The organism is [Clostridium] clostridioforme AGR2157, from assembly GCF_000424325.1.
In the GTDB taxonomy this organism is placed as follows: domain Bacteria; phylum Bacillota; class Clostridia; order Lachnospirales; family Lachnospiraceae; genus Enterocloster; species Enterocloster clostridioformis_A.
In genome coordinates this window covers 21219-47374 of the sequence record NZ_AUJR01000034.1, presented here as the reverse complement: position 1 = coordinate 47374, position 26156 = coordinate 21219, and the positions used below count along the sequence as shown (strand labels likewise).

Here is a 26156-nt window from a genome sequence, read left to right as displayed (position 1 = left end):
TGTCCGGGGCCATGTTTTCCGTCCCTGCTGCCTGAAAGCCTGGATTAGATGGTTATTTTGCTAAATCGTCTGCAATCTCCTTGATTTCAGTGTAGATTCTCTCATCGTTTTTCTCGGAGTCGGCTGCGCTTAAGTAATATGGCTCCATCTCCACTTTCTTGATGGCTTCCTGGGCTTCCGGATCAGATGTCATCTCTTTTACCAGGTTGTCATACCATGCGATTACGCTGTCAGGTGTTTCCTTTGGAAAGTAGAAGGAGAATTCGCAGTTAGGGTATACCAGGTCAACGCCTTGCTCTTTCAGGGTTGGGATGTCCTTAATCAGGTCATATCTCTCCTCAGTTGGAGCGCCCAGACATACAAACTGTCCTGCTTCCAGATAATCCTTGCAGTTGATGTAAGCGCCCGGCATCAGGTCCACCTGTCCGGACAGCATAGCTGCCACCTTGTCGGAGTTGGATCCCACGTCCACTAAATCCAGATCAATTCCCGCCGCCTCCTCAAATGCCAGCAGCTCGTAGTAGGTGTAGGCGCCAACCTCGGTACATGCCTTTAGCTGTCCGGGAGCTGCCTTGGCTGCCTCGATGAACTCGTCCAGGGTCTTGTATTTATCCGGGTTTGCATACATCTGCTGTGCAGGATCAAGTGCAAATGTGGGTCCTAATTTAAATGCAGTGTAGTTATAATCCGTTACACCGGCAATGTTGGCTACGTTTACCAGATTGTGGCCGTACAGGAAGGTATGGCCGTCCGGCGCAGCGGAAAGCACCTGGTTGGCAGCCACGGAGCCGGCCGCGCCGTTTGCGTTTACAACGATAAAATCAGCGCCTGTCATCTTCTTGGCATACTCCGCGAATACACGGGCGGAAAGGTCAGTATTGCCGCCGGCGCCAGCCGGAACCACGATGGAAACCGTTGTGCTGGGGGCCCAGTCAGATGCCTGTGCCTCTGTATCTGCCGCGGCTGCCTGAGCGCCTGTCTGGGCAGCGGTGGTATCAGCTGCCGCTGCGGCAGTGCTGTTTGCAGTTCCTCCTCCACAAGCAGTCATGCTCAGTGCAATAGCTGCTGCCATCATTCCTGCTAACCATCTTTTTTTCATTGTTTTTACTCTCCTTTTCTGATGACCCATCCGGGTCTTTTGTTTAGTTGGTAATACCCCTCTATATGTACCCGCCCCGGATTCGGCTGATTTTTCGGAAATTCCGGTTCAGCCGATTGGGGCCGGAATCATATATAAATTTTCTTACTCATCCTGCTTTGAAACCTGCCGCATTTTCCTTGCCTTAGTCATCTTCCATTCTTTATAAATGGACCAGACCACAACGGCTATGGCGATGAAGAAGAACACATCGAATATAGGCCGCTTGAAGAATGCGCCAAAGGACTTATACTGCATGATACCGCGCCGCAGATAGGTTTCCACCATCTCGCCTATCAGGAAACAGAGCACAAAGGGCGTGGTGGGAAGTTTGAACTTGTGATATAAGTAGCCCACGGCTCCGAAGAGGATGATGGACTGTACATCGAAGATACGGTTGTTGGTGGCATAGGCGCCCACACAGCACAGAACCAGAATGAGAGGCATCAGGATGTGCTTCGGTATCTTGAGCAGCTGAACAAATCCCTTGATTCCAAAGAACTCGATTATCAGCATAAAAAGGCTGCACAGCATACAGGCTGCAAATATACCGTATACCACATCCGCGTTTTTGACAAAAAGCAATGGACCTGCTGAAAGTCCGTGAATCAGGAATCCGCCTAACATCATGGCTGTAACACCGTCTCCCGGTATGCCCAGTACCAGCAGGGGAATCATGGCCCCGCCGATGGTGGCGTTATTGGCGGTCTCTGTGGCAACGATACCGTCCGGGCAGCCTTTGCCGAATTCATCGGGATGTTTGGACATGTTCTTGGCAGTCACATAGGACAGCATGCCGGACGTGCTGCCGCCAATGCCGGGCAGGATGCCGATTCCTGTTCCTATCAGTGCGGAACGGATGGCGTTGGGAATCTGATATACAAACTCCTTCCATGTAAATCCAAAGCCTTTGATGGGCTTCATCTTCATGGCTTCCACCTTGCCGTTTCCCATGCTCTCTGCCGTTATCAGGATCTCGGAGATAGCGAAAATACCAATCAGGGTTGGAAGGGTGTCAAATCCGGCCATCAGTGAGCTGCTTCCAAAGGTAAACCTGGGAGTTCCGTCAATGGGCGCCATGCCGACCAGGGCAAATATAAGCCCCAGCATACCGGCCAGCACTCCCTTTACCATGGAACCGGAGGCCAGTACCGCCACCATTGTCAGCGCAAAGAATGAAATGCCGAAGTTCTCAGCCGGTGTGAACTTCAGGGCAATGTCTGCCAGCAGCGGCGCGCAGAAGGTGAGCACCAGGAAGGAGAACACGGAACCCAGGAAAGAGAATACAATGCCGTATCCAAGGGCTCTGCCGGCTTCCCCATTCTTTGCCATGGGGTGTCCGTCAAAACAGGTTGCGATGGATGACGCGGTTCCCGGCATGTTGAGCAGAATGGCTGAAATCAGACCTCCTGAGATACCGCCTATGTACACGGCCACCAGCAGGTTCATGCCCATGGAAGGCGTCATGCTGAAGGTCAGAGGCAGGAACAATGCCACTGCCATGGCTGCTGAGAGTCCCGGAATGGAACCGAATATTATTCCCACTGCCACTCCTGCCGCCATGAGCAGTAAGGATGTGGGGCGGCAGATGCTTACAAAGGCACCGCCCAAAGATGCTAATGCGTTCATGGTCTACCTCCTATAAGTTGATGGTAAAGATACCTGCAGGCAGCACAATCTTGAATCCGTAGCGGAACAAGAAAAATACCACGAAGGTAAACAATACGTCAGTGATCAGCAGCTGAATGACATCCTTTTTTCCTCTCCGTTCTTCCGGCGCCAGGATGAACATCTGGACGGGAAGATAGACCAGAGTGCTGATGATGAAGCCCACGGACTTGAGCACGAACACATAGACCAGGATAATGATAAAGCTTGTGAGCACCCTCTTGTAGTCGGCCTTTTCCGGTCCCTCGGCCTCAGCCTGGGCCACATATATTTTCATGTTTTTGATATTGAGCAATACCAGGGCTGCTGCCAGTACAAAGGTCATGACGCCGATGCACATGGGCATAAAATCAGGTCCGATATCCATGACCGTTGACTTGGGAAGCATCTTGGCCATGACCATCATGGCTGCGGATAATAAAATGAAGAATACTCCGACAATGATATCCCCATACTTTTTAATAAACATTCTCTCTACCCCTTTTTTTATGATTTGCCTGGATTTACCTGACCAGCGCAGGCTTTTTGCAGTCGTATTTCCAGCCGGGAATCAGATACTGCATGGCCATGGCATCATCCCTTTCATGGGAGGGAAGGCGGTTGTAGCGCCCATTGGCCTCCATGACCTTGCCCATGTCGATGGTAACACCCATACCCGGCTTATCCGGTACCTGAAGATACCCGTTTGCGATTTCCGGCGTATCCTTTAACAGATTCTGTCCGTCCTGCCAAATCCAGTGTGTGTCAAGTGCCGTGGGAGTTCCGGGAGCAGCCGCGGCCACATGGGCAAATGCGGTGAGGGTGATGTCAAAGTGGTTATTGGAATGGCTGCCCCAGGTAAGACCCCAGTCGTTTAAAATCTGGGCCATGCGGACGCTTCCCCCGAATCCCCAGAAATGCGGATCTGCCAGGACAATGTCCACGGATTTAAGGGCTGCTGCATGATAGAACTGCCGCCAGTCCGTTGCTATCATGTTGGTGGCCACAGGCAGCTTTACCGCATTCTTGAATTCCGCCATCACCTCCCGGCTGGAATAGCCTGCTTCCGGGCCGCATGGGTCCTCCACATAGGTAAGCACTCCCTCCATGGGCCTGCAGATGCGGATGGCCTCCTCCAGGCTCCAGGCCCCGTTGGGGTCAATGTTAATCCGCCCCTCAGGAAACGCCTTTTTCAATGCGCACATGGCTTCCATCTCTTCCTCTCCCCTGAGGACCCCGCCTTTCAGCTTGAAGTTTCTGAAGCCGTATTTTTCGTTTAATGCCTGCGCCTGCTCCACGATGCGCTCAGGCGTCAGCATTTCCTGCCGCCTGAGACGAAACCAGGCATCGCTGCTTCCTGTTTCATCGATATAGGGAAGGGCCGGCGCAGCCTTTTCCTTATCACTTACATAGAACAGATACCCCAGGGTCTCCACCTGGTCCCTCTGTTTTCCGTCGCCCAGAAGTTCACACATGGGCAAATCCAGATACTGGCCCAGAAGGTCCAGAAGGGCGCATTCGACTGCCCATTCAGCTTTGACAACGAATTTCAGCTTGCTGATATCCAATGTCTGGATACCCTCCCCATCGTCCTCCGCCGCCCGTGTACTGCTCTTGTGAATGGTATCCAGGATATTCCTGTATCTGCCCACTGGCTGTCCCACTACCAGAGGGATGCAGCTGTTCAGCGCCTCGCATGTGTAATCCCCGCCGTGAATCTCGCCAATGCCCGTGTGACCGGAGCTGTCCCTTAAGATGACCAGGTTCCTGGTGAACCAGGGCGCATGGGCTCCGCTTAATGTCATCAGCATGCTGTCATATCCGGCTACGGGAATGACCTGCATATCAGTTACAACAGGTGTGCCTTTGTGTTCCATCATATTGTTTGTCCCCTTTTTCTTGCTTTGTACATAGTGCTTACATACGAGTTGAGCGCATCCAGATAAGGATGTTATTATGTATGCTTTTTGCTGTATAATTCCTCTTTATGTATGCATTATAACAGGAACGATTTTCGGATTCCAATTGTTAATATTAATCGGGTCAATAAGAATCTCTAATTGCTGTCCTTACGTTTTCTTAATGTTATTCGCCCCAGCTCCCTTGTTTCTTAATGTTTTCTTAACACTGTCAAGTATAAACGACCAGATTCATCAAGTAAAGTTTATAAAACTTATATTTACTCTTAATAAATCTTATAGTTAATCTTGCACGCTTTCCCTTTATGGGTTAAAATAAATACATCGGGATGGAAAAAGGAGAATACCATGGACACACGGCAGATTGAATATATTTTAAAAATTGCGGAAGAAAACAACATTACCCATGCAGCTAATAAGCTGTTCATCACCCAGTCCGCTTTGAACCAGCAGCTCATTAAACTGGAACAGGAATTAGGCACTCCCCTGTTTCACCGTTCCCGCACCAACTGGCATCTGACGGAGGCCGGGGAAATTTACATCCGGAATGCCAAGGAAATTATGAGGCTGAAGCGGGAAACCTACCAGACCATCCACGACCTGTCTGACGGCAAATGCGGCCATCTCTCCGTGGGCTTTACGGCAGGACGCGGCATCAATATGTTTACAAAGGTATACGGCACCTTCCACCAGCTCTATCCCAACGTCATCATCGAGCCCCAGGAGGGCATTGTAAAGCATCTTCAGAAGATGATATCCATTGGCGGCCTGGACATTGCCTTCCTGACGCTTACGGACAAGGACAGGACCGACGATATCTATGAACCCATATACGAGGAAGAACTATATCTGGTTATTCCCGCCGGACATCCGCTGGCAAGCGTGGCGCCTGAGGAGGGGGAGGACTATGCCACCCTGGATATCCGAAGGCTCCAGTACGAGCCCTTTGTGCTCATGGACCGCCATTCCACCATGAACACCATGCTGAACCGTATTTTCTCGGAGGCAGGCTTTACACCCCAGGTCCTCTTTGAGACAGGCAATAACCATACCATTATCTCCATGATACGGGCCAACATGTGCTGCGGAATCCTGCCCTACTACTATGTGAAGGACATGGACCAGGACTTCTGTTGTTTCCATCTTCCCTCCCGCCCCACATGGCAATTTACGGCCAGCTACAAAAAAGGCCGCTATCTCAGCCGCCCCGCACGCAGCTTCATCGATCTGATGAAGGAACAATGGGGAGACCGGACAACGGCCTTACATACAGATTAAGACTTTATAAGGCTGGAGCCATACATAGGCAGGCGCCATACATAGACAGGCGCTTTAAATCAGCCCTGCCTGTTTCATCTCTGACTTGATTCTGTCCAGTACAGGGCCTTCAGGCGTGGCCAGGTTTGGCTTATAGGGAAGTCCGACGGAGCGTCCCCTTAAGTTAGCCATATCCTTTGCGGCCACAGGGAAGCTGGCTCCATCCATGGAAAGCCGGACCGGATTCAGCTTGAACTGGGCTTCCAGGGACCTTTTCAGGTCTCCGGCCACATATTTATTGTATACATCCACTATAAGCTCAGGCATGAAATTGGCAGCCGTGCACACGCCTCCCACTGCCCCATGGCACATGGAAGCGTAGAGCAGGGTGTCCTTACCGCCAAACACCTTGAATCCCACATCCCTTGTCCTGCGGATAAATTCAGCTGTCTGGGTTATATCGCCGCTGGTATCCTTCATTCCCACGATATTGGGAACCTCATGAGCCAGGCGCTCCACCAGCTTTCCGGACATGGTATAGTTCACCCTTCCCGGATTGTTGTACAGAAGCACAGGGGTCTCCGGCACACATTCCGCTATGGTCTTAAAATGAAGATAAAGCTCATCCTCTGTTGGTTTCAGAAACATGGGCTGCAGCACGGATATGCCTGCTGCCCCGTTGTCTGCTGCCATCTTAGCCAGACGGCAGCATTTTTTTGTGCTGATTGCGCCAATGCCGAAATAAACGGGCACACGCCCCGCTGCCTGGTCAATCATGATTTTAAGTCCGCGCTCCATCTCATCCTCTTCAATGACATAGAATTCGCCGTTGCTTCCAAAGGCCAGGATGCCTGACACCCCTCCTTCAATCACATAGTTCACCTGTTCCCGCAGCTTCGCCTCGTCAATAAACTCATTTTCATTAATGGGGGTGAGAATGGGTACAATAACACCCTTGATAAAATCTGTATTCATAACGCTTCTCCTTTATATCCGGGTCCAGGTCCGATTATGATTCAACTGTAGTATTGGCAATCTTTTCGTAATACTTGACAATGCTTGCGTGGTCTTCCTTCTCATAACCGTCAGCCTTCAATCCCTGCATGATTTCCATAAGCTGTCCTGTTAAGGGAACCGGAGAGCTGATTGCATGTGCGGCGTTCAGCGCATTGTTCAAATCCTTGATGTGAAGCTCAATGCGGAATCCCGGCTTAAAGTTCCTGCTCAGCATCATGGGTGCCTTCGCGTCCATGACAGTGGATCCGGCAAGTCCGCCGCGGATGGCCTGATATACCAGCTCAGGGTCGGTTCCCGCCTTCTTTGCGAAGGTAAGGGCCTCAGATACGGCAGCAATGTTCACAGCAACCACAATCTGGTTTGCCAGCTTTGCCACGTTGCCGGAACCCAGCTCGCCTACGTATACCACGGAACCGGCCATTACCATGAGCATGTCATAATACTTGTCAAACAGCTCTTTTTTGCCGCCTACCATGACAGACAGTGTCCCGTCGATGGCCTTTGGCTCTCCGCCGGAAACAGGAGCATCCAGCATGTCAATGCCCTTTTTCGCCAGCTCAGCGCCGATGGCCTTGCTCTCGGTCGGGTCAATGGAGCTCATGTCAATCAGTACTGTTCCCGGCTTGGCGCCGTCTGCAACACCGTTTTCGCCCAGCACGGCAGCGCGTACATGGGGAGAGTTGGGAACCATGGTGATGACCACCTCGCACTGCTCCGCCACTTCCCTGCCGCTTGCGGCAGATACAGCGCCGCATCCTGTCACTTCGTTTACAGCGTCCTTGTTAAAATCAAAAACAACCAGCTCATAACCGGCTTTTAATAAATTCTTGCTCATTGGCTTACCCATGATTCCTAATCCGATAAATCCTACTTTCATATCATTACCTCACCTTTCTTAGAAACATTTTTAGTTACATCTTTTTACAAACATTTTTTCCCGTCAGCTTGTTTTTCTGACCTATGCCCACATTATAGCTGTACCCTTCCTTCCTTACAATTGGCATTGTAAATGAAAAAGGCAGCTTGTTTTATACAAGCCGCCTATGATTTCAAATCGCATTTCACATTTGAAACAATCGTTTCATTTATAGTTCATTTATAGTTCGATATTGTATTTTTTCATCTTTCTCCACAGGGTTGCCTTGCTGATTCCCAGGCAGGCAGCGGCGCGCTCTCTGCTGCCGCCCTGGGCTGTCAGGGCCAGGCGTATCTGCCGTTCCTCCTCACAGGCAACCGGCCCCCCTATCCCCTGTCCGTCCGGCATCATCCGGACCGGAGCAGAAGAAGGAAACAGTTCCCGCAGCAGCTTCCTCACCAGAATCTCGTCGATGCTCCGCTTTTCAGCTGTCAGTATCAGCCGCTTTAAGAATGTCTCCAGCTGGAGAAGGTTTCCCTGCCACGGATATGATTTCAGGCACTGCATCCCACCCTGGGTCACCACATGGTAACGGGAATATTGGTCGCAGGCTTCCTTGACCGTGTCCCTGATTGCCTGTTCCAGATCCTCCGGCCGTTCCCGAAGGGGCGGCACCCGAAGGACCAGTCCCGTGAAGAGATAATACAGGTCCTGCCGGAACCCTCCTGAAAAAGCAAGATGACTCAGGTCCTCCGGTGTCAGGATGCTGGAGGCGATAACGCGGATATGAAAGCCCATGGTCCTGGCAAAATCCCTGCTGCCTGTCTTATAGCGAATGAGCTGGTACAGGCCGTATTGGCTTTTTAAGGACAGTGTCTCCACATCCTCCAGATACAGGGTACCGCCTTCTGCCAAAAACACGGCTCCCTTGTTTCCAAAGAGCATTTCCTCCTGCTCCTCCCAGGTAAGGCCTGCGCAGGAAAGGGCCAGGAAGGGGCCTTCACTGCAAATCCCTGTATTGTGGATGCTCTCAGCCAGCGCACGCCGCTCCGTGCCGGTTTCCCCATAAAGCAGCACAGGCTGTTCCGACTGGGAGTAAAGCCTGGCCAGGTGGACGCACTCCTTCATGGCCCCTGACTCCTGGAGTATACTTGAAAAACTTCTCCTGGCAATCAGGCCCTGAACCCTGTTTGCTCCATCCCGTTCCGGGCGCCGTTCACCGCGGCTCTGCTGCTTTACCTTGTGGCAGGTAAGAATGGCCCCCTCTGTCTCATTTCCCACGCGGACAGGGGCCAGAATGGCGAAGATGGAGGTCTTTCCGGCCTGCATGAAGGAGGAATAGCTCTCCTCCTTTCCCTCCAGGACCTGTGAAAGCTTATCCCTGTCTATGTCGGAGAACACCTGGGTAATGTGCCGGCCTGCCACCTGTTCACCGTCAGCTCCCAGTATGTCCCGCATTACCGGATTCACCGTGGTGATGACTCCTTTCCGGTCCATGTTCACCACCCCGTTAAAGGAATAGTCCAGAAGTGTCTCAATCTGGGCAGTGCTCCTCTTCTCTGCGCCCATGGCAAAATCCAGGCTCTCAGCCATGGAAAAGGCAGTGCGCAGGGAATCCTCGGTGATCGACAGGAACAGGGACGGGATATCTGCCTCCTTGGCAGTCTCAACCGCTATGTCCCCTCCAATCATAAGGTCAGCGCCCTCTTCCACGGCTTCCATGGCTTTTTGCTTTAACCCGGAACCATTGGCGGCAAAATAAGTGCGCAGCTTTATGTCATAGATCGTCTCAAAGTATGTCATGTCGCAGAACATGTTCTGAAAGCCCACCACAGCAATGATTGGCCTGGCCTTTTTTACTATCTGCCTGGCCTTTACCACCAGGAGAGCCATCTCCTGGGCAGTGGCCACGATTTCCACCACAGGCACATCCGTATACTGCTTGATGAGGGATGCCTGAAGGCCCCTGGCAATGATGATGTCCGCCCCGGCGGCAATGGAATTCCTGGCCTCCACCACCGTATTCTCTGTCTGGATGACACGCATCTGCGCAATGGCATACTTCTTTTCCTGAAGAATGTTGTGGGCCAGGTAGAGCATTTCCTCCCTTGGCACCAGAAGAACGATTTTCCCCATGCCGCTTTCCCCTTTTTACATGACTACTTGTCCAGACGTGCCTTTAAAAACTCCAGCCCTGCCAGTATCACGCCGCCCAGTATGAAAAACAGGATACTGAAGGTGGAGGGACTCATGGGCGCCCTGGGCACATCCAGGGTGGTGGGCCCCATGGTGATGGCATAGAGGGAGCCTGTCATCAGGCCGATGATGGCGTAAATGGTCTGGGAGCGGAACCGCTCCAGGCACATCTTGATGATTTTAATAATTCCCACGATACCTGTGACGACGCCCAGACCAAATACCATCAGGATGGGGAAATAGTCCATATTCATGTGCAGGAATTCCTTCACAGCACCTATGATGGGCACATAGAGCCCGAATATGAGAAGAAGCGTGGAACCTGAGATGCCCGGCAGCACCATGGCGGTAATGGCAATCATGGCAGTGAAGAACACATACACCACCAGTCCCAGTGACAGATGCTCCACTGATACACTGATGCCCTCACCGCCGGAGGGATTAAAATAGGTGATGCCGAATACCAGCAGGACTCCTATAATGGTAAATGCGATATTTCCGTACCTGCCTTTAAGCACTTCCTTTTCCTCACGGATCACCATGGGAATGGCGAATAAGGTCAGTCCAAGAAACAGGGAGCTGATTCGGTAGATGTGAACCTCAAAAAGGCTGGACAGAATCAGCACCGACATGCAGAAGCCGATGACCCATCCCACTCCCAGCTTTACCAGAAACAAAAAGGCAGCTTTCCTTCTGCCGTTGTCCCGGCCCATAAGGTCGTTCAGGGATTCAATGAATGTATCATAAAAACCCAGTAAAAAAGCAATGGTTCCTCCGGATACCCCCGGAACGCTGTCCGCCAGGGCCATGCAGAAACCTCTTATTCCATTTAAAAGCACGTAATCTTCCTCCTGTCATTTTGCTGCCATCCGGCATGACCGGGCGGCAGCATGATTTTCTCTGAATAATTATACAGGAATTGACAGAAAATTCAAGCACGGTTTTTCATTGCCGAGGTGCGCCAGATTCTGGAACGGGAGGGCTGGAGTCTCCACGCCATCATCAACACCCATTCCAATGCGGACCACATCGGCGGCAGCAAATACCTGATGCAGCAGACCGGATGCAGGATTTATGCCAGCAGCATCTATATCAGGTCCATGAAGCTTAACTGCTCTCCCGCTCCCTTGTCCTCGAATTCCTGAAGATAGGCAAAGAGCTTATTGATATCGGTTTCCATCTGCCGTTCTCTGCAAAGGCGCTTAAAGAGCGCCATAAGCTCTTTCCTGCGGGGGCTCCCCACCTCGTAGGCATTTCCATATGTATCCATGTACTGTTTCTTCAGGCCTGGATAATGTTCATCCAGCTTGCTGTAAAAATATTGTCTGTCTCCATCCCTTAAGGTTACTCCAATGTCAAAGGCAAGAATGCCGTGGACCCTGGCCCTTTCCCCGTATTCGATGATACCCTGGATGTTTTTTGCGGTGTCATTGATGAAGGGAAGGATGGGGCACATCCAGATGATGGCGGGAATCCCCTCGTCCCGCATGATTTCCAGCACCTGGGCCCTGCGGCTGGTGGTGCATACATGGGGCTCAATTATCCTGCACTGGTCTTCGTCGCAGGTGGTCAGGGTCATCTGGACCACGCACTTTGTTTTTTCGTTGATTCGCTTAAGCAGGTCCAGATCCCGCAGAATCAGGTCTGATTTCGTCAGGATGGAGACTCCGAACCCATAATGTTCAATGATTTCCAGACATATTCTCAATTAAGATTTGCATCTAAATCAACAACGGATATTTCCTGATTTCAAGTCCGGGAGAAGAATGTGTACGCCCACGCCACCAGAGAAGCGAAGAAAAAATCCGCAAAACTTCTGGATATGGTAGTCGGGCAGTAAAACATTTGCCCTTGTTTCAGCTCATAAGGGCAAAAACAAGGGCAAACCGTAAGGATTGAACATTTAGCGGTCAAAATTCCTTGAAAATACAAGGATTGGAGGAATGCCTTCCTAATCCGTTTAACTGCGGCTCACAGCCTTCCATCTGGCTTTCTGGCCTTCAAACTGCTCGTTCAGCCAGTCCACCCCTTTTGCTATGCCGTCCGCGTCAAAGGACAGAATTTGTTGTTCCTTTTCTTCCTCCGGAGTGGCGTCATAACCATAGGGCTCAGGCCAAATGGTAACTCCCAGGCGCGGTCCGTCCTCACCTTCCATATCCAGCTTTTCCATACGAAAACGCATGCCATTGTGGCTTCCGGTAAATTTTTCTTTTTTCAGGAAATTAATCGGCATGAAATTCTTCAGCTCCAGCATATGCTACCCTCTTTTAGACTACTTTTCATACTGGCTCAGATCCACCAGGTTCATGGTTAAATTCGTGATGGTGTCATCGTCCACCTGGGCTGCCGTATAAAGGGTGTACTTGGTGCTTCCCCACTCCCAGGAAGCCAGGCGGCCGCCGCTGTCCGTGGTCTTAATCAGGACTTCCAGGCTGGTTTCACCGTAATCATAGTTCTGTGTAATGGCCTCATCCTTAAAGCGCTCGAAAATCCCCGCAAAGTCCTCTGCCGTATCCGAGGCCCTGTAGGTGTATGCCACACCGTCCAGAGTGAACTGGGCATCCGCCACCTCCTGGTTGATGATGAAAAAGCTGGTATCCTCAGCCCCCTCAGGCAGCACCATATGGACGCCTATGGTCTCAAAGGCCAGGACATCCTTCACCTCCACCATGGGATTTGGCAGTTCCTGCGGCTCGGTTCCTGTCTCGGCCGTTGTCCCTGTCTCCGCGGGGGCGGATGTCTCTGCCTCAGAAGTCTTAACAGGCTCCTTCTGGCCTCCGCCGCATCCTGCGGCCAGCAGGGCTGTAAGCGCTATGGTCAGCAGAATACCCTTTCTGCCCAAAAGCCTTTTGATTCGATTCATGTAATTCCTCCTTCCATCCGCCCATGCACAGGCATCACTGCCCTTTCTGCATGGGAGCCACCGTCTCACAATATTCCTGCAGCACCCTGTGAAGCTGTCCCTGTGAAGTCTCGTCGCACAGCATCACTATCTTGTCCCCTGCCCTGAGCACTGTATCGCCTCTGGGCACAAACTCGGCCTCCCCGCGCATAAGGGACACCACCAGGGAGGTCCTTGGCCAGGCAATGGCTGAAACCTTCTTTCCCTCGGCTGCGCTTCCATGGTAAATCATGCCTTCCACCAGCACCTTTTCCCCTGTGAGCGTGACCTTCTTGTCCGGGTTCTGCTTTGCCAGAAGGCGGTGAAGGAGCTGGTCGTACACCGGTGCGCAGTGAACCATGTCCGGAACCAGATAGGCTGCCAGTGAAACCATGGACAGGGTCAGCAGATGGGAAAAGGATCCCGTCATCTCACTAATCAGTATGATGCCTGTAATTGGCGCCCGCACAATGGCTGAGAAATAGCCTGCCATGCCCAGGATGATGAAATTCCCCACCAGGCCGCTCAGAGAGGGGCTGACAAGGAGGGCCACATTGTAATATATGGTTCCTATGATGGCCCCCATCACCAGCAGGGGCAGGAAGATGCCTCCCGGCGCCCCGGAGCCGAAGCTTATCATGCTGAAGGTGAATTTGACCACCAGCAGCAGGCACAGGGCACCCAGAGCCATCTCCCCTGCGGACAGTTCTTCCACCAGGGCATGGCCGCCGCCCAGCGCGCCGCGGTATGTAAAGCCAAACACGCCTGCCAGCAGAAAGGGAATCAGAAGCTTCACTGTCCTCCAGGGAATCTTCCCGTACAAATCCTGGGTTTTGGACAGGGTGGTATTATATACCACGCCCATGGCGCCCATCAGCACGCCCAAAACAAGCACATGACCATAGGTGCCCAGGGGCATCATATGGGTGATGTGAAAGGAGAATACCGGCGTAAGGCCAAATACATTCCTGGATACGAAATCCGAAGTAATGGACGCTGCCATGGAGGAAAGGAGAAGCTCCGGTGAAAAATGCTTATGTACCTCCTCCAGGGAGAACAGTATGCCTGCGATGGGAGCATTAAAGGCAGCCGACAATCCGGCGCTGGCTCCGCAGGTAATGAGAAGCTTTTCCTCTGTTTTCACCCGTTTGGCGGCTCTGGAGAAGCCCTTTGCCGTCATGGCTCCCAGCTGGATGCTGGGCCCCTCGCGCCCCAGTGACAATCCGCATCCCAGGGATATAATGCCGCCGCCCAGCTTGGCAAGCAGCACACGCCACCATGTTTCATTGATTTCACCGATGATTTCCCCCTCAATCTGGGGAATGCCGCTGCCTGATATCAGGGAATCCCATTTAAGGAGAAGGGACACCACACATGCGGCGGCGGTCAGAATCAGAATCCATACCGGCACAAACCAGGTATGGCTCTTGCCATAGTCCAGTATCATGTTCAGCAGTATATCTGCGGAACCAATGAGATAGCGGAAGGCCACCACCACGGCGCCTGCCAGGGCGCCCACCACTACTCCCTCTAAAATCAACTCATAACGAAAACTCCGGTAACGGTTAATGGTATGAGTAACCGTATGTTCTTCCGGCTGCATAACGTTTCCCCCTGTATCCTGTCCGGCCTGAGGCCTACATCTCACTGTAGGTGCCCTTGAACTTTACAAGCTTGGGACGGTAGCCCGCGCTGGTAAGGGCAGATACAATCTGATTCTTATGGTCTGTTCCAAATGCCTCCATGGTGATGCGCAGCTCCACGGCAGCATTGCGGTTGATGCTGATGAACTGGTTGTGCTCCAGCTTGATGATATTGCCCTGCTCCTTGGCAAGAAGGGCGGATACCCTGGCCAGCTCTCCCGGCTTGTCAGGAAGCAGCACGGAGACGGTAAATACACGGTCCCTCTCAATCAGGCCGTGCTGTACAATGGAGGACATGGTGATGACATCCATGTTGCCGCCGCTTAAGATGGATACAATCTTCTTTTTCTGTACGTTCAGATGCTTTAGGGCAGCCACAGTCAAAAGGCCGGAATTCTCCACAATCATCTTGTGGTTTTCTACCATGTCAAGGAAAGCCACAATCAGCTCGCTGTCTTCGATGGTGATGATGCCGTCCACATTCTCCTGTATGTAAGGGAACAGCTTTTCGCCGGGACGCTTCACTGCCGTACCGTCCGCAATGGTGTTCACCTGGGGAAGTCCTACCACCTTTCCCTCCTTAAGTGATACATGCATGCAGTTGGCGCCTGCGGGCTCGACGCCTATGACCTTAATCTTCGGGTTCAGAAGCTTGGCCAGGGTGGAAACGCCGGTACAGAGACCGCCCCCGCCGATGGGAACCAGGATGTAGTCCACGGTGGGAAGCTCTTTGATGATTTCCATTGCAATGGTGCCCTGTCCCGTAGCCACGTCCAGATCGTCAAAGGGATGCACAAAGGTATATCCGAACTCGTCCGCCAGCTTATATGCGTGATCGCAGGCCTCGTCAAAAACATCCCCCTCCAGCACCACGTCAGCGCCGTAGCTCTTGGTGCGGTTCACCTTCATAAGAGGCGTGGTGGTGGGCATGACCACGGTGGCCTTCACGCCGGCCAGCTTGGCCGCGTAGGCCACTCCCTGGGCATGGTTGCCGGCCGACGCGGTAATCAGTCCCCTGGACTTTTCCTCCTCGGTCAGGGTGTGTATCTTATAGTAGGCGCCCCTCACCTTATAGGCTCCCGTGTACTGCATGTTCTCCGGCTTGAAAAATACCTTGTTTCCTGTCTGGGCTGAGAAATACTCACTGTATATCAGTTTTGTCTCTGTGGTCACATCCTTCACAAGCTCGGAGGCCTCTTCAAATTTTTCCAGTGTCAGTTCTTCCATATCTTGGTCCTTCTTTCCCTTACTTTTATCCTATACTATAGCACGTCAATGTATTAAATTCAAGGCTGCACATGGAACAGGGCATTTACAAAATCATTTGCATTAAACTTCTGCAAATCGTCTATCTTCTCCCCGATTCCGATGTATTTTACAGGAATTCCCAGTTCGGACTGGATGGCCACGGCAATGCCTCCTTTGGCTGTGCCGTCCAGCTTGGTCAGGATAATGCCTGTGATTTCAGCCACTTCCATGAACTGGCGGGCCTGAGCAAGGGCATTCTGTCCCGTGGTGCCGTCTAACACCACCAGAGTCTCCCTGTAGGCATCCGGATATTCCTTGTCAATGATGCGGTTGATTTTCTTAAGCTCTTCCATCAGGTTCTTCTTATTGTGAAGCCTTCCGGCCGTATCACAGATTAGCACGTCCGCCTTCCTGGACTTGGCTGCCGCCACTGCATCGTAGATAACAGCCGCCGGGTCAGAGCCCTCCTGCTGCGCTATAAGCTCCACGCCGGCCCGTAAGGCCCACTCTGTCAGCTGCTCAATGGCAGCCGCCCGGAAGGTATCCGCCGCCGCCAGTATGACCCTGCGCCCGTCGTCCTTAAGCTGTCCGGCCAGCTTGCCCACGGACGTGGTCTTGCCCACTCCGTTGACACCGATGACCAGAACCACGGACTTCCTGTGCTCGAATTCGTATGCGTTTTCCCCCAGGTCCATCTGCTCCTTTATGCTGTTGATTAAAAGCTCCTTGCACTCCTCCGGTTCCCGGATGTGCTGCTCCTTCACCTTCTTACGCAAATCCTCCACAATGGACATGGTGGTCTGGATTCCCAAATCTCCCATGATAAGGGTCTCCTCTATCTCCTCATAGAAATCATCGTCAATGGCGGAAAAACCACTGAAAATGGAATCTATCCCTGACACGATATTGCTGCGGGTTTTGGCCAGGCCCTCTACCAGGCGCCCGAAAAAGCCCTTCTTTCCCTCTGCCATAAATCATTCTCCTTTTTGTGTCTTACATATTAGGTCTTATATACAATCAATATATATGAATCATCATATCACAACTTGCACTATTTATCCAGGTCATCTGCAATGAGGTTCACGCTGACCAGCGTGGACACGCCCTTCTCCTGCATGGTGATGCCGTAGAGGCGGTCCGCTGAGACCATGGTGCCTCTTCTGTGGGTGATAACGATGAACTGGGTATTCCTGGTCAGCTTGTGAAGGTATCCTGCGAAACGGTCCACATTGGAATCGTCCAGGGCTGCCTCAATCTCATCCAGAAGACAGAATGGGGACGGCTTTAGGTTCTGGATGGCAAACAGCAGGGAAATGGCTGTGAGAGCCTTTTCACCGCCTGAGAGCTGCATCATGTTCTGCAGCTTCTTGCCCGGGGGCTGGGCAATGATCTGTATGCCTGCCTCCAGGATGTCCTCGTCCTCCATCAGTTCCAGTGTGCCCCGTCCGCCTCCGAACAATTCCTTAAAGACCTTGTCGAATTCAGCCCGTATTTCACCGAACTTCTCCTCAAACTGACGCCGCATCCCGGTATCCAGTTCCTCAATGATTTTCTCCAGCTCGGCCTGGGCAGTGACCAGGTCCTCGTGCTGGGTCCGCATAAACTCGTAGCGCTCCGATACCTCTTTGTAATCCTCGATGGCGTTGACATTGATGTTGCCCAGTCCCTTTATCCTGGATTTCAATTCATCTATGAGCTTCTTTACCTCAGGGACGGACTGGTATTCCTCCCTCTTAAGCTCCTGAGCCGTGGAATAGGTCATCTCATATTCCGACCACATATAGGCAGTGGACGCCTCCAGTTTTTCCTCCAGCTTTTCCTTCTGGGCCTGGATGCGGAACATATCCTTGTCCAGCTCTGCCAGACGGGCGGTCAGTTCCTCCCGTTTTGCCAGGAACGCCTTCTGCCTGGAGGACATCTCCTCCTTCTCGGCCTCATGGCCGGCCATCACCTGTTCCAGCTCCTTCATATGCACCATGGCATTCTGAATCAGTTCTCCCAGATGGGCAATCTCCCGGCGCTTGCCCTCAATCACCTGCTCGGAATTTCCCGTGCCTTCGGCCAGTGAGTCAAACTCCTCTGTAAGCTTCTTTATTTCTCCGGACACACGGTCTGAGTTTTCCCGTATAAAGTCCTGTTTCTGGCGCAGGTTGGCTGCCTCCATCTGCAGGGCCGACAGGGCAGCAGCGCAGGTCTCCCGCTCTTTCCTGGAGGTCTCCAGGATAACTGTCTTGTCCTCTATCTCCTGGTTGGCCTGAGTGCTCACCTGCTCCAGTTCCCTGGAGTCCTGGGTGAGAGCTGTACGGCTCTCATTGATTTCCTTTACCTGCTCCTCCAGCTGGCCGTGTTCGCGCACCAGGTCCGTGGATGACTCCGCTATCTCCGCCTTCTTATCCTCCAGCTGGGATATATTCATGCGGATGGTATTCTCCCGGATGGCCATGGACTGGATGTCGGCGCGCAGCTTCTCCAGTTCTCCCTTTTTCTCCTGGGCCAGGGATTCTTCCAGATTCAGTTCCTTTTGTATCTTCTCCACCTGTACCAGTGCCTTGCTGCAGGTATTCTCTAACTCCTCAATCTCCCTGCGCCGTCCCAGCAGGTTGCTGGAATTCTTAAAGGCGCCGCCCGTCATGGAACCGCCGGCGCTTAAGAGCTCGCCCTCCAGGGTGACGATGCGGAGGCTGTACTTATACTTTCTGGCCAGTGCAATGGCACTGTCGATGGTGTCTGCCACTACCACACGGCCTAACAGGTACCTGGCCAGGCCTTCATACCGGGAATCTACCTGGACCAGATCGCTGGCCAGCCCCAGAACACCCTTTTCCTTCAGGGCCGCGGGCTGGGAAAATGCTTGTTTGCCGTTTATGCTGGTCAGCGGAAGGAAGGTGGCCCTGCCGTATTTATTCTTCTTCAGATACTCAATCAGCTGTTTAGCCGTTGCCTCTGAATCCGTTACAATGTTCTGGATGCTTCCGCCCAGGGCTGTCTCGATGGCCGTCTCATACTTCTGGCTGGTGGTGATGATATCCGCCACTACCCCATGGATGCCGTGTACCCGGTCACGCACCTCCATGACCCTGCGGATGCTGTTGCCGTAGCCGTCATAGCGTTCCGCCAGGTTCTTAAGGGACTCCAGCTTGGTGTAGGCCATATGATACTCCTGCTGGGTGTCGTTTAAATTCCGGTTCAGTCGGTGGGATTCCTGCTCCGCCTTAAGGAGGGCGTCCTCAGTCTCCTGAGCCGCGAACTGCTTCTGCTCCAGCTCCTTATTCAGCTGGCCTAACAAAGCCCGTTCCCTGCCGATGAGCTCATCCTGCACCGACTCGTCGCTCTTGAATCTGAGAAGCTTCTGCGATACCTCGCTGCGCCGCAGATTCACCTGCTCCAGCATGGTCTCATAGCGCTGCTGCCTGGCTGTCAGGGAGGCTCTCTCGTTAAGGGCCTGTATGATGCTGCCCTTGGCCCCTTCGATGGCTTCCTCCAATTGACGGATGGCCTCATCCTGCCCCGCCAGGTCTGCGCCGGCTTCCTCCTGGCGCTTCAGGGCATCCCTTACCTGGTCGCCCATGGCCTTTAATTCTTCCTTGTAGGAGGCCAGCTGCTGATTTTTTGCAGCCAGTTCCCCGGTAATCACTTCCCGCCTGTGCTCCAGATGCTCCTGGTTCATCTCCTCCGTATGTATCTGTTCCTTCAGGACATTAATCTGGCCTTCCAGATTGCCCTTAAGCACCGTGCCCTGGCTCAGCTCATCCCGGTCAGCTGCCATGCGGCGCTCCAGATCCGCCAGAGTCTGCTCCAGCTCTTCGTATCCGGTCTTCAGGCGCTCAGACTCCCTGCCTGTGTCCTCCATATCGCCGGAGAGGACCTGATGGCGCTTCTCCACTTCCTCCAGCTGCTTTCCCGTTCCCTCCGTCTCCATGAGGAACAGGTTGGCATCGCATATCTTAAGGCTGTCCTTTAACTGAAGATACTCCCTGGCTGCCCTGGACTGACGTTCCAGGGGCCCTACCTGCTTCTCCAGCTCAGAGAGGATATCGCTTACGCGGACCAGATTGGCCTGCTCGTCCTCCAGCTTCTTCTGCGCAATGGCCTTGCGGCGCTTAAATTTAACGATACCGGCAGCTTCATCAAAAAGCTCCCGGCGTTCTTCCGGCTTACCGCTTAGTATTCTGTCAATCTGTCCCTGCCCGATGATGGAGTATCCCTCTTTGCCGATACCCGTATCATAGAACAGCTCGTTGATATCCTTTAGTCTGCAGGCGCTGCCGTTTATCATATACTCGCTCTCACCGGAACGGTAGAGACGGCGGGATACCGTCACCTGGTCATAGTCAATGGCCAGCTGATGGTCGCTGTTGTCCAGTGTGATGGCCACGTAGGCAAACCCCTGGGGCTTTCTCATCTCGGTTCCCGCAAAAATGACATCCTGCATACTGGCGCCGCGCAGCTGCTTGATGCGCTGCTCACCCAGTACCCAGCGCACGGCGTCGGCTACATTGCTCTTGCCGCTGCCATTGGGACCCACGATGCCGGTGATGCCGTTATGGAATTCAAATACCAGCTTATTGGCAAAGGATTTAAACCCCTGAATCTCAATACTTTTTAAATACATAGTCCACCTGCTTATTCTTCTGCTGCGGCTTCCTGTGCCTTAAGCTTCAGGATGCCGTTATAGGCAGCCAACTGTTCTGCTGCCTTCTTGGTACGTCCCGAGCCGCGGCCGACCTCCTCATCCCCTATTTTGGCGCAGACCTCAAAGGATTTATTGTGGTCCGGACCTTCCTCACGGATGATCTCATAGGACAGGGGCGCCTCCTGGCGGCTCTGCACCATCTCCTGTAAGATAGTCTTGCTATCATAAAAGAGCTGCTTGTGTTCAATGTCGTTTAAGATAAAACGATGAATGAACTCTTTTGCATTAGCAAAACCACCGTCCAGATAAATTGCGCCAATCAGGGCCTCCATGGCATCTGACACCACGGAATTGCGGTTCCGCCCGCCAGTGGCATCCTCGCCCTTGCCCAGGTACAGATATTGGCCCAGCTCAATGTCCCCTGCGCAGTAAGCCAGGGTGGGTTCGCACACAATGCTGGCCCTGATTTTCGTCAAATCTCCCTCCGGCAGCGTTTCATACTTGCGGTAGAGGAATTCGCTGGTCACGATTTCCAGGACAGCATCCCCCAAAAACTCCAGACGCTCATTGCATCTGCTGTGGTCCAGACGGTGCTCGTTGGCATAGGAGCTGTGGGTCAGGGCCTGGGTAAACAGGTTCTTGTTCTTAAACTCGTATGAAATCCTCTCTTCCAGTTCTCTTAAATGACTGTTCATAATGATCCTTCCTTCTTCAAATACCCTTGGGGCAGGCCTTTAAAACATACCTCTCAAACGCACAAAAAGGGCTGTGCTTACAGCCCCTGTGCCTGTCCGTTAGTTTAAAGCGTTCTTAATCTGCTCTACTGCATCGCCTACTGTCACAATCTGTTCTGCAGCCTCATTTGGAATCTCAATGTCGAATTCCTCTTCAATTCCCATGATAATCTGGAAAATGTCCAGTGAATCCGCACCCAGGTCATCTACGAATGTAGCTGCCATTGTCACTTCCTCGGGTTCAATGTTCAACACTTCTGCGATAATACCCTGTAATTTCTCAAATTCCATCTCTTAGCTCCTCTTTCTTAAATCTTGATTTTTACTTCGTCCTTCGGACTTATTCTTCGTTCTTCGGACTTATTCTTCGTTCTGAACGTCCAGGCACTGACGGATTTTGCCATTGATATCCTGTTCCCTAAACGTCACACATTGAATAATAGAATTGCGCACCTCCGTGCGCTTTGAATTGCCGTGGGTCTTGACCACAAGGCCTTTCAGACCCAGCAGGGGGGCTCCGCCGTACTGGCTGCCGTCAAAGGATTTAAGTGTTTCCCTGAGAGCCGGCTTCACCAACAGGGCGCCAATCTTGCTGCGCAGGGTGGACATCATACCGCCCTTCACCATGCTGATTAAGGTGGCCCCAACCCCTTCATACAGCTTCAGGATTACATTGCCCACAAATGCCTCGCAGACAATGACATCCGCTCCGCCATGGGGAATTTCCCTGGCTTCAATGCTTCCGATGAAGTTAATCCCCTTACATTCCTTTAACAGAGGAAATGTCTCCTTCACCAGCGCATTGCCTTTTTCTTCCTCCGCACCGATATTGACAATGGCCACCCGCGGGTTCTCAATTCCCATCACGTGCTCCATATAGATGGAACCCATCTGGGCAAACTGCACCAGATGGGACGCTCTGGCATCCACATTGGCTCCACAGTCAATCAAAAGTGATACGCCTTTCTCCGTAGGAATAAGCGGTGCCAGCGGCGGACGTTCCACCCCTTTATTGCGCCCCACTATCACCTGTCCGCCTACCAGGATTGCTCCTGAACTTCCGGCAGATACAAAGGCGTCGGCCTCCCCCTGTTTTACAAGGCTTAAGCCTACCACAATGGAAGAGTCCTTTTTCTTACGGATAGCGTTAACCGGCGGCTCCTCGGTGGCAATGACTTCCGTGGCGTTCACCACCTGAATCTGGTCCTTGTCATAGGTGTGCTTTGACAGTTCTGAAACAACTGCCTGCTCCTGTCCCACAAGAAGTACCTGGATGCCAGGTTTTGAGTTCACAGCCTCCACTGCTCCGGCTACCATCTCGCCTGGTGCATAATCCCCGCCCATGGCGTCTACCGCTACTTTAATCATAATGACTCTCCTTTCGGTCCTGCATACAACTTATAATATACTAGATATCATTCTATAAATCAATATGTTTTTTTACTGGTTTTGGGGGAATTGAAGGCCCCTGTTTGTGTCCGTTCCAGGCGTACATACGTCAGGAATATGCATACTTCTGCAACGTTTGGATTAGGAATTTCTATGAATTATGAAGGACAAATCTGCCGCGGTCCCATGGAACGCTCATCCTATATGCTTCCGGTTGCCGTTGGCTGTTCCTACAACCGGTGCAAATTCTGCACTCTGTTCCGACACCTGAAATACAGGGAGCTTCCCATGGAGCAGATAGAGGCGGAGCTGGAACGGGTCCGTAATCTGGGAGGGAATCCAAAGCACGTCTTTCTCGGTGACGGCAATGCCTTTGGACTGTTACAGTTCTTCCCCATTGCTTTCAATCACCTTCTTATACCAGTCAAAGGAATCCTTTTTTCTCCTGGATAAATCCCCTGTTCCGTCGTCGTATTTTTCCACATAGATGAAGCCGTACCGCTTTGCCATCTCTCCTGTGGAAGCGCTGACTAAGTCAATGCAGCCCCATGGAGTATAACCCATCAAGTCCACGCCATCCCTGACCGCTTCCTTCAACTGCTCAATATGCTTTTTCAAATAATCAATGCGGTACTCATCATGGATTTTTCCGTCCTCTTCAATCTTGTCATAAGCGCCCAGACCGTTTTCCACCACCATTAAGGGGATGCGGTAGCGGCCATAAAGCTCATTTAAGGTGTACCGTAAGCCCTTAGGGTCGATCTGCCAGCCCCAGTCGCTGGATTCCAGATATGGATTTTTGGCCCCTCCGGCTAAATTGCCGCCTGTCCGGACCTTGTCTTTGTCAGCGCTCTCGCAGTTTGACATGTAGTAGCTGAAGGTATAGAAGTCCACGCAGCCCTGCTTTAAAATTTCTGCATCCCCTGGCTCCATGTTAACAGTGATTTGATTTTCCTCAAAATACCGTTTCATAAAGTGAGGATATTCTCCCCTAACCTGTACATCCCCGCAGAACTGGTTCATGATCTGGTTTTTCTTCTGAGCCTTCAATATATCATTGGGATTGCAGGTGAGGGGATAGGTGGTGATATGGCAGATCATACAGCCGATTTGGCAGTCAGGGTCAATCTCATGTCCTGCCATGACAGCCAGGGCGCTTGCCACAAACTGATGGTGAATCCCTTGAAAACGCAGGGCCGGAATATCCTTCTGGTTCATAAAATCCGTGGTGCCTTCATTTAAAATTCCCAGGGACAAATAGCCTCCCATGGGCATGGTGCCTGCGTTGATTTCATTGAAGGTCAGCCAGTATTTCACCTTTCCTTTATACCGCTTAAATAAGACCTTTGCGTATTTCACAAAAAGCTCCACACATTCTCTGGAAGCCCAGCCATTGTATTTTTCCGTCATGGCAAAGGGCATTTCATAATGGGAAATGGTTACCAAAGGTTCAATATCATGCTTTAAGCATTCCTCTATGACATCATCATAGAATTTTAATCCGGCTTCATTTGGCTCCTCTTCCATTCCAGTGGGGAAAATCCTGGTCCAGGCAATAGAAAACCGGAAGCACTTAAAACCCATTTCTGCAAAGAGGGCGATGTCCTCTTTATAATGATGGTAGAAATCAATGGCCTCATGGCTGGGATAAAAGGTCCCCTCCTCCACAGCTCTCGTAATCCTCTTGGAGGTTGTGCGGGAACCTCCTGTGCACAAATCAGCGCAGGACACCCCCTTTCCGTCCACATTCCAGGCTCCCTCGCACTGGTTGGCGGCCACTGCGCCGCCCCATAAAAAGTTTTCTTTTAATACTGACATTGTTTCAATCTCCTTTCTATATTTTAATCCACCCAAAGGCTTTTATTTTCATAGCGCTGATCCAGGTGGCCGCTGAACCATCTGCCGTTCATCACATTTGCGATTACCTTTTCTTTTATTTCTTTGGATATGGTTTCATCCTGGTCCATTTCATCCATAATTACACCGTAAGACGTTTTTACAGACTTACATTCTGCCAGGGCTTTGCCCTCTGCGGCGTCAAGCACCATGGTAAGATGCGTTTTTTCGTCCCATGGGCTCCAGGCTTCAAGGCCCTGGCCGTTTGGATCTCCTGTGTAAAGGAAGTTTTTAAGGTACTGCAAAAACAGATTCCCCATGTCCACATATCCAGGCTGGTTAAAGGTATCAGGCAGCATGGGGGCATAATTGTTCTCTGTGGAAAGCATGGGTATAAAAATACCATGGAAAGACCCGTAAACAGGAATTGGATAGGCGGAGCTGGAATCTCCATAATTGACGCTGCATAAATAAATGGGGGATTCATAGGAAGAGCTCATCTTCTCAGCGGAAGCCTCTGTGTTAAAATATCCATACATTCTGCTTCCATATTTTATGGCAAAATTTTTTGCGGCAAGGAGCTCCTCCTCTGAAAGACCTTCCATGCCGCTTCCGGAATAATAACTATCTCCATAGGCAAACATGCTGAATTCTGTAGTTCCGGTGAGCATCAGAACAGGTACATCTATATACGCATCTGTTTCAAAGCCTTCCTTTGGAATCACAACACCATCGGCGTAAAGGTGGGGGAACACGTTCATCCGTATTCCCGCGTTTCCCATAAGGGCGCTTAAGCGTTCTGAAGAAATGCTGTATAAATAATCCCGCACCTCCTCCCCTGTTCCTAAAAGCCATTCCTCTGCCTCTGTTTCATCCCCTGCTTTCCCATCCTCTACAGCCAGAGGCGCAATGGCAGCTGCAATTTTTTTTGCGCTCAATTCCTGGTCGGACACGGTCATACCGCCGCTGAAAACCACGGCTTTTTGGAATTTTCCTTTAAACAGAGGGCTTATGAGCATGGCCATCACATCGCGCCCTCCCGCGCTGAACCCCGAAACCGTTATGTTTTCCGGATCGCCGCCAAACTGCTCAATATTTTCCCTTACCCAGTCAAGAGCCTTTGCTATATCCAGCATGGCAAAGTTGCCGGTGGCATGTTCCTCTTCCATAAGGGCGGGCAGACAGTTAAAGCCCAGAAGTCCCAAACGGTAATTCACTGATACAAAAACCATATCATTTTTCACTGCCATTTCAGTTCCTATTAATTCCCTGGTATTTCCGGTTTGATTGTTGCCTCCATGGATAAAAACCATAACAGGAAGCTTTTTGGCCCCTTTCCTGCTGTAAACATCTAAGTTTAAGCAATCCTCCGTTCCGATAACCGCTTCATTTTCAAGCTGAAGGGCAGGCTCCTTAAAATCCGTGGCGGAAAGCTTTTCCGTCCAGACATCCGGATCCAATGGTGCCTTCCAGCGGAGACTGCCAGAAGGTTCCTTCCCATAAGGAATGCCGTACCATACCAGCGCCTCCCCCTTTTCAGTCCCTTCAACCGGACCAAAAGCAGTATCCTTTCTCTTTTCCTCTGCAGCCTCCTGCTGGGCTGATGTCTCCGGCGCAGCAGCCGGCGCTTCCGGAGCCGGATTCTCCCCGGCCGCAGTCTCCTGCGTCATAACCGCTTGTCCTCTTCCCATGTTTTCCCCCTTGCAGCCGGATGCCAGCACAGCTCCCGCTATTAAGAGCAATAGCCATTTTTTCTTCATAA

21 protein-coding genes and 2 pseudogenes are annotated in these 26156 nt (G+C 51.8%); 3 read left to right on the top strand and 20 right to left on the bottom strand.

Features of this window, described 5'->3' with window-relative positions; all coding sequences use genetic code 11:
- Positions 1 to 52: 52 nt before the first annotated feature.
- The 4 genes from G614_RS0115065 to G614_RS0115050 form a co-directional block, all read right to left on the bottom strand.
- Positions 53 to 1099 carry a tripartite tricarboxylate transporter substrate binding protein gene (locus tag G614_RS0115065; RefSeq protein ID WP_242828101.1) on the bottom strand — a complete coding sequence of 349 codons (1047 nt, stop codon included), beginning with the start codon at positions 1097 to 1099 and terminating at the stop codon, positions 53 to 55.
- 144 nt (positions 1100 to 1243) lie between these two features.
- The gene (locus G614_RS0115060; RefSeq protein WP_027642612.1) at positions 1244 to 2767 is read right to left on the bottom strand and encodes a tripartite tricarboxylate transporter permease; all 1524 of its coding nucleotides are present in this window, start codon (positions 2765 to 2767) and stop codon (positions 1244 to 1246) included.
- A 10-nt stretch (positions 2768 to 2777) separates the two neighbouring features.
- On the bottom strand, positions 2778 to 3275 hold the full coding sequence (locus tag G614_RS0115055; RefSeq protein WP_027642611.1) for a tripartite tricarboxylate transporter TctB family protein: 498 nt from the start codon (positions 3273 to 3275) through the stop codon (positions 2778 to 2780).
- Between the two features lie 34 nt (positions 3276 to 3309).
- Complete coding sequence (locus tag G614_RS0115050) at positions 3310 to 4665, bottom strand: enolase C-terminal domain-like protein (protein WP_027642610.1); 1356 nt, start codon at positions 4663 to 4665, stop codon at positions 3310 to 3312.
- A gap of 387 nt (positions 4666 to 5052) precedes the next feature.
- On the opposite strand from G614_RS0115050, the gene G614_RS0115045 reads away from it, so the two are divergent.
- Complete coding sequence (locus tag G614_RS0115045; RefSeq protein ID WP_002583224.1) at positions 5053 to 5982, top strand: LysR family transcriptional regulator; 930 nt, start codon at positions 5053 to 5055, stop codon at positions 5980 to 5982.
- A 54-nt stretch (positions 5983 to 6036) separates the two neighbouring features.
- Here G614_RS0115045 and G614_RS0115040 read toward each other — a convergent pair whose 3' ends face one another.
- The 4 genes from G614_RS0115040 to G614_RS0115020 form a co-directional block, all read right to left on the bottom strand.
- The gene (locus G614_RS0115040; protein ID WP_022201812.1) at positions 6037 to 6936 is read right to left on the bottom strand and encodes a dihydrodipicolinate synthase family protein; all 900 of its coding nucleotides are present in this window, start codon (positions 6934 to 6936) and stop codon (positions 6037 to 6039) included.
- A gap of 34 nt (positions 6937 to 6970) precedes the next feature.
- Positions 6971 to 7855: a 2-hydroxy-3-oxopropionate reductase gene (gene garR, locus G614_RS0115035; protein ID WP_027642609.1), complete on the bottom strand. Its 885-nt coding sequence runs from the start codon at positions 7853 to 7855 to the stop codon at positions 6971 to 6973.
- 219 nt (positions 7856 to 8074) lie between these two features.
- Positions 8075 to 9970: a sigma-54-dependent Fis family transcriptional regulator gene (locus G614_RS0115025; protein ID WP_027642608.1), complete on the bottom strand. Its 1896-nt coding sequence runs from the start codon at positions 9968 to 9970 to the stop codon at positions 8075 to 8077.
- A gap of 23 nt (positions 9971 to 9993) precedes the next feature.
- Positions 9994 to 10869, bottom strand: coding sequence for a DUF368 domain-containing protein (locus tag G614_RS0115020; protein ID WP_330366910.1), 876 nt, complete (start codon positions 10867 to 10869; stop codon positions 9994 to 9996).
- Positions 10870 to 10983: 114 nt separating this feature from the next.
- Between G614_RS0115020 and G614_RS34470 the strand changes: the two are divergent.
- A pseudogene (locus G614_RS34470) lies at positions 10984 to 11118 on the top strand (MBL fold metallo-hydrolase); the annotation flags it as partial.
- On the opposite strand, the gene G614_RS27605 reads toward G614_RS34470, so the two are convergent.
- From G614_RS27605 to plsX, 10 genes are all read right to left on the bottom strand, one after another.
- Positions 11118 to 11738, bottom strand: coding sequence for a radical SAM protein (locus G614_RS27605; RefSeq protein WP_049948065.1), 621 nt, complete (start codon positions 11736 to 11738; stop codon positions 11118 to 11120). The pseudogene G614_RS34470 and the gene G614_RS27605 overlap by 1 nt on opposite strands.
- 252 nt (positions 11739 to 11990) lie before the next feature.
- Positions 11991 to 12284: a hypothetical protein gene (locus G614_RS0115010; protein WP_027642606.1), complete on the bottom strand. Its 294-nt coding sequence runs from the start codon at positions 12282 to 12284 to the stop codon at positions 11991 to 11993.
- Positions 12285 to 12302: 18 nt separating this feature from the next.
- The gene (locus G614_RS0115005; protein ID WP_027642605.1) at positions 12303 to 12893 is read right to left on the bottom strand and encodes a hypothetical protein; all 591 of its coding nucleotides are present in this window, start codon (positions 12891 to 12893) and stop codon (positions 12303 to 12305) included.
- Positions 12894 to 12927: 34 nt separating this feature from the next.
- Positions 12928 to 14514, bottom strand: a complete 1587-nt coding sequence (locus tag G614_RS0115000; protein WP_027642604.1) for a ClC family H(+)/Cl(-) exchange transporter — start codon at positions 14512 to 14514, stop codon at positions 12928 to 12930.
- Positions 14515 to 14548: 34 nt separating this feature from the next.
- Entirely contained in the window at positions 14549 to 15781 is a 1233-nt protein-coding gene (gene ilvA / locus G614_RS0114995; protein ID WP_027642603.1) for a threonine ammonia-lyase, read from the bottom strand.
- 59 nt (positions 15782 to 15840) lie between these two features.
- Complete coding sequence (gene ftsY, locus G614_RS0114990) at positions 15841 to 16773, bottom strand: signal recognition particle-docking protein FtsY (RefSeq protein ID WP_027642602.1); 933 nt, start codon at positions 16771 to 16773, stop codon at positions 15841 to 15843.
- An 80-nt stretch (positions 16774 to 16853) separates the two neighbouring features.
- The gene (gene smc / locus G614_RS0114985) at positions 16854 to 20414 is read right to left on the bottom strand and encodes a chromosome segregation protein SMC (RefSeq protein WP_027642601.1); all 3561 of its coding nucleotides are present in this window, start codon (positions 20412 to 20414) and stop codon (positions 16854 to 16856) included.
- A gap of 11 nt (positions 20415 to 20425) precedes the next feature.
- Entirely contained in the window at positions 20426 to 21130 is a 705-nt protein-coding gene (rnc, locus tag G614_RS0114980; protein ID WP_027642600.1) for a ribonuclease III, read from the bottom strand.
- Between the two features lie 99 nt (positions 21131 to 21229).
- Positions 21230 to 21460: an acyl carrier protein gene (gene acpP, locus G614_RS0114975; protein WP_002564308.1), complete on the bottom strand. Its 231-nt coding sequence runs from the start codon at positions 21458 to 21460 to the stop codon at positions 21230 to 21232.
- Between the two features lie 69 nt (positions 21461 to 21529).
- Positions 21530 to 22537 (bottom strand): phosphate acyltransferase PlsX, encoded by a 1008-nt coding sequence (gene plsX, locus G614_RS0114970; protein ID WP_027642599.1) that lies wholly within the window; start codon positions 22535 to 22537, stop codon positions 21530 to 21532.
- 174 nt (positions 22538 to 22711) lie between these two features.
- Between plsX and G614_RS30095 the strand changes: the two are divergent.
- A pseudogene (locus G614_RS30095) lies at positions 22712 to 22939 on the top strand (radical SAM protein); the annotation flags it as partial.
- On the opposite strand, the gene G614_RS0114965 reads toward G614_RS30095, so the two are convergent.
- Entirely contained in the window at positions 22940 to 24376 is a 1437-nt protein-coding gene (locus G614_RS0114965) for a glycoside hydrolase family 1 protein (RefSeq protein WP_027642598.1), read from the bottom strand.
- A 23-nt stretch (positions 24377 to 24399) separates the two neighbouring features.
- Complete coding sequence (locus G614_RS0114960; protein WP_027642597.1) at positions 24400 to 26154, bottom strand: carboxylesterase family protein; 1755 nt, start codon at positions 26152 to 26154, stop codon at positions 24400 to 24402.
- Positions 26155 to 26156 lie beyond the last annotated feature (2 nt).

Coding starts and splice junctions, on each gene's coding strand:
- G614_RS0115065 (WP_242828101.1), bottom strand. CDS start 1,099: ATGAAAAAAAGATGGTTAGCAGGAATGATGGCAGCAGCTATTGCACTG.
- G614_RS0115060 (WP_027642612.1), bottom strand. CDS start 2,767: ATGAACGCATTAGCATCTTTGGGCGGTGCCTTTGTAAGCATCTGCCGC.
- G614_RS0115055 (WP_027642611.1), bottom strand. CDS start 3,275: ATGTTTATTAAAAAGTATGGGGATATCATTGTCGGAGTATTCTTCATT.
- G614_RS0115050 (WP_027642610.1), bottom strand. CDS start 4,665: ATGATGGAACACAAAGGCACACCTGTTGTAACTGATATGCAGGTCATT.
- G614_RS0115045 (WP_002583224.1), top strand. CDS start 5,053: ATGGACACACGGCAGATTGAATATATTTTAAAAATTGCGGAAGAAAAC.
- G614_RS0115040 (WP_022201812.1), bottom strand. CDS start 6,936: ATGAATACAGATTTTATCAAGGGTGTTATTGTACCCATTCTCACCCCC.
- garR (WP_027642609.1), bottom strand. CDS start 7,855: ATGAAAGTAGGATTTATCGGATTAGGAATCATGGGTAAGCCAATGAGC.
- G614_RS0115025 (WP_027642608.1), bottom strand. CDS start 9,970: ATGGGGAAAATCGTTCTTCTGGTGCCAAGGGAGGAAATGCTCTACCTG.
- G614_RS0115010 (WP_027642606.1), bottom strand. CDS start 12,284: ATGCTGGAGCTGAAGAATTTCATGCCGATTAATTTCCTGAAAAAAGAA.
- G614_RS0115005 (WP_027642605.1), bottom strand. CDS start 12,893: ATGAATCGAATCAAAAGGCTTTTGGGCAGAAAGGGTATTCTGCTGACC.
- G614_RS0115000 (WP_027642604.1), bottom strand. CDS start 14,514: ATGCAGCCGGAAGAACATACGGTTACTCATACCATTAACCGTTACCGG.
- ilvA (WP_027642603.1), bottom strand. CDS start 15,781: ATGGAAGAACTGACACTGGAAAAATTTGAAGAGGCCTCCGAGCTTGTG.
- ftsY (WP_027642602.1), bottom strand. CDS start 16,773: ATGGCAGAGGGAAAGAAGGGCTTTTTCGGGCGCCTGGTAGAGGGCCTG.
- smc (WP_027642601.1), bottom strand. CDS start 20,414: ATGTATTTAAAAAGTATTGAGATTCAGGGGTTTAAATCCTTTGCCAAT.
- rnc (WP_027642600.1), bottom strand. CDS start 21,130: ATGAACAGTCATTTAAGAGAACTGGAAGAGAGGATTTCATACGAGTTT.
- acpP (WP_002564308.1), bottom strand. CDS start 21,460: ATGGAATTTGAGAAATTACAGGGTATTATCGCAGAAGTGTTGAACATT.
- plsX (WP_027642599.1), bottom strand. CDS start 22,537: ATGATTAAAGTAGCGGTAGACGCCATGGGCGGGGATTATGCACCAGGC.
- G614_RS0114965 (WP_027642598.1), bottom strand. CDS start 24,376: ATGTCAGTATTAAAAGAAAACTTTTTATGGGGCGGCGCAGTGGCCGCC.
- G614_RS0114960 (WP_027642597.1), bottom strand. CDS start 26,154: ATGAAGAAAAAATGGCTATTGCTCTTAATAGCGGGAGCTGTGCTGGCA.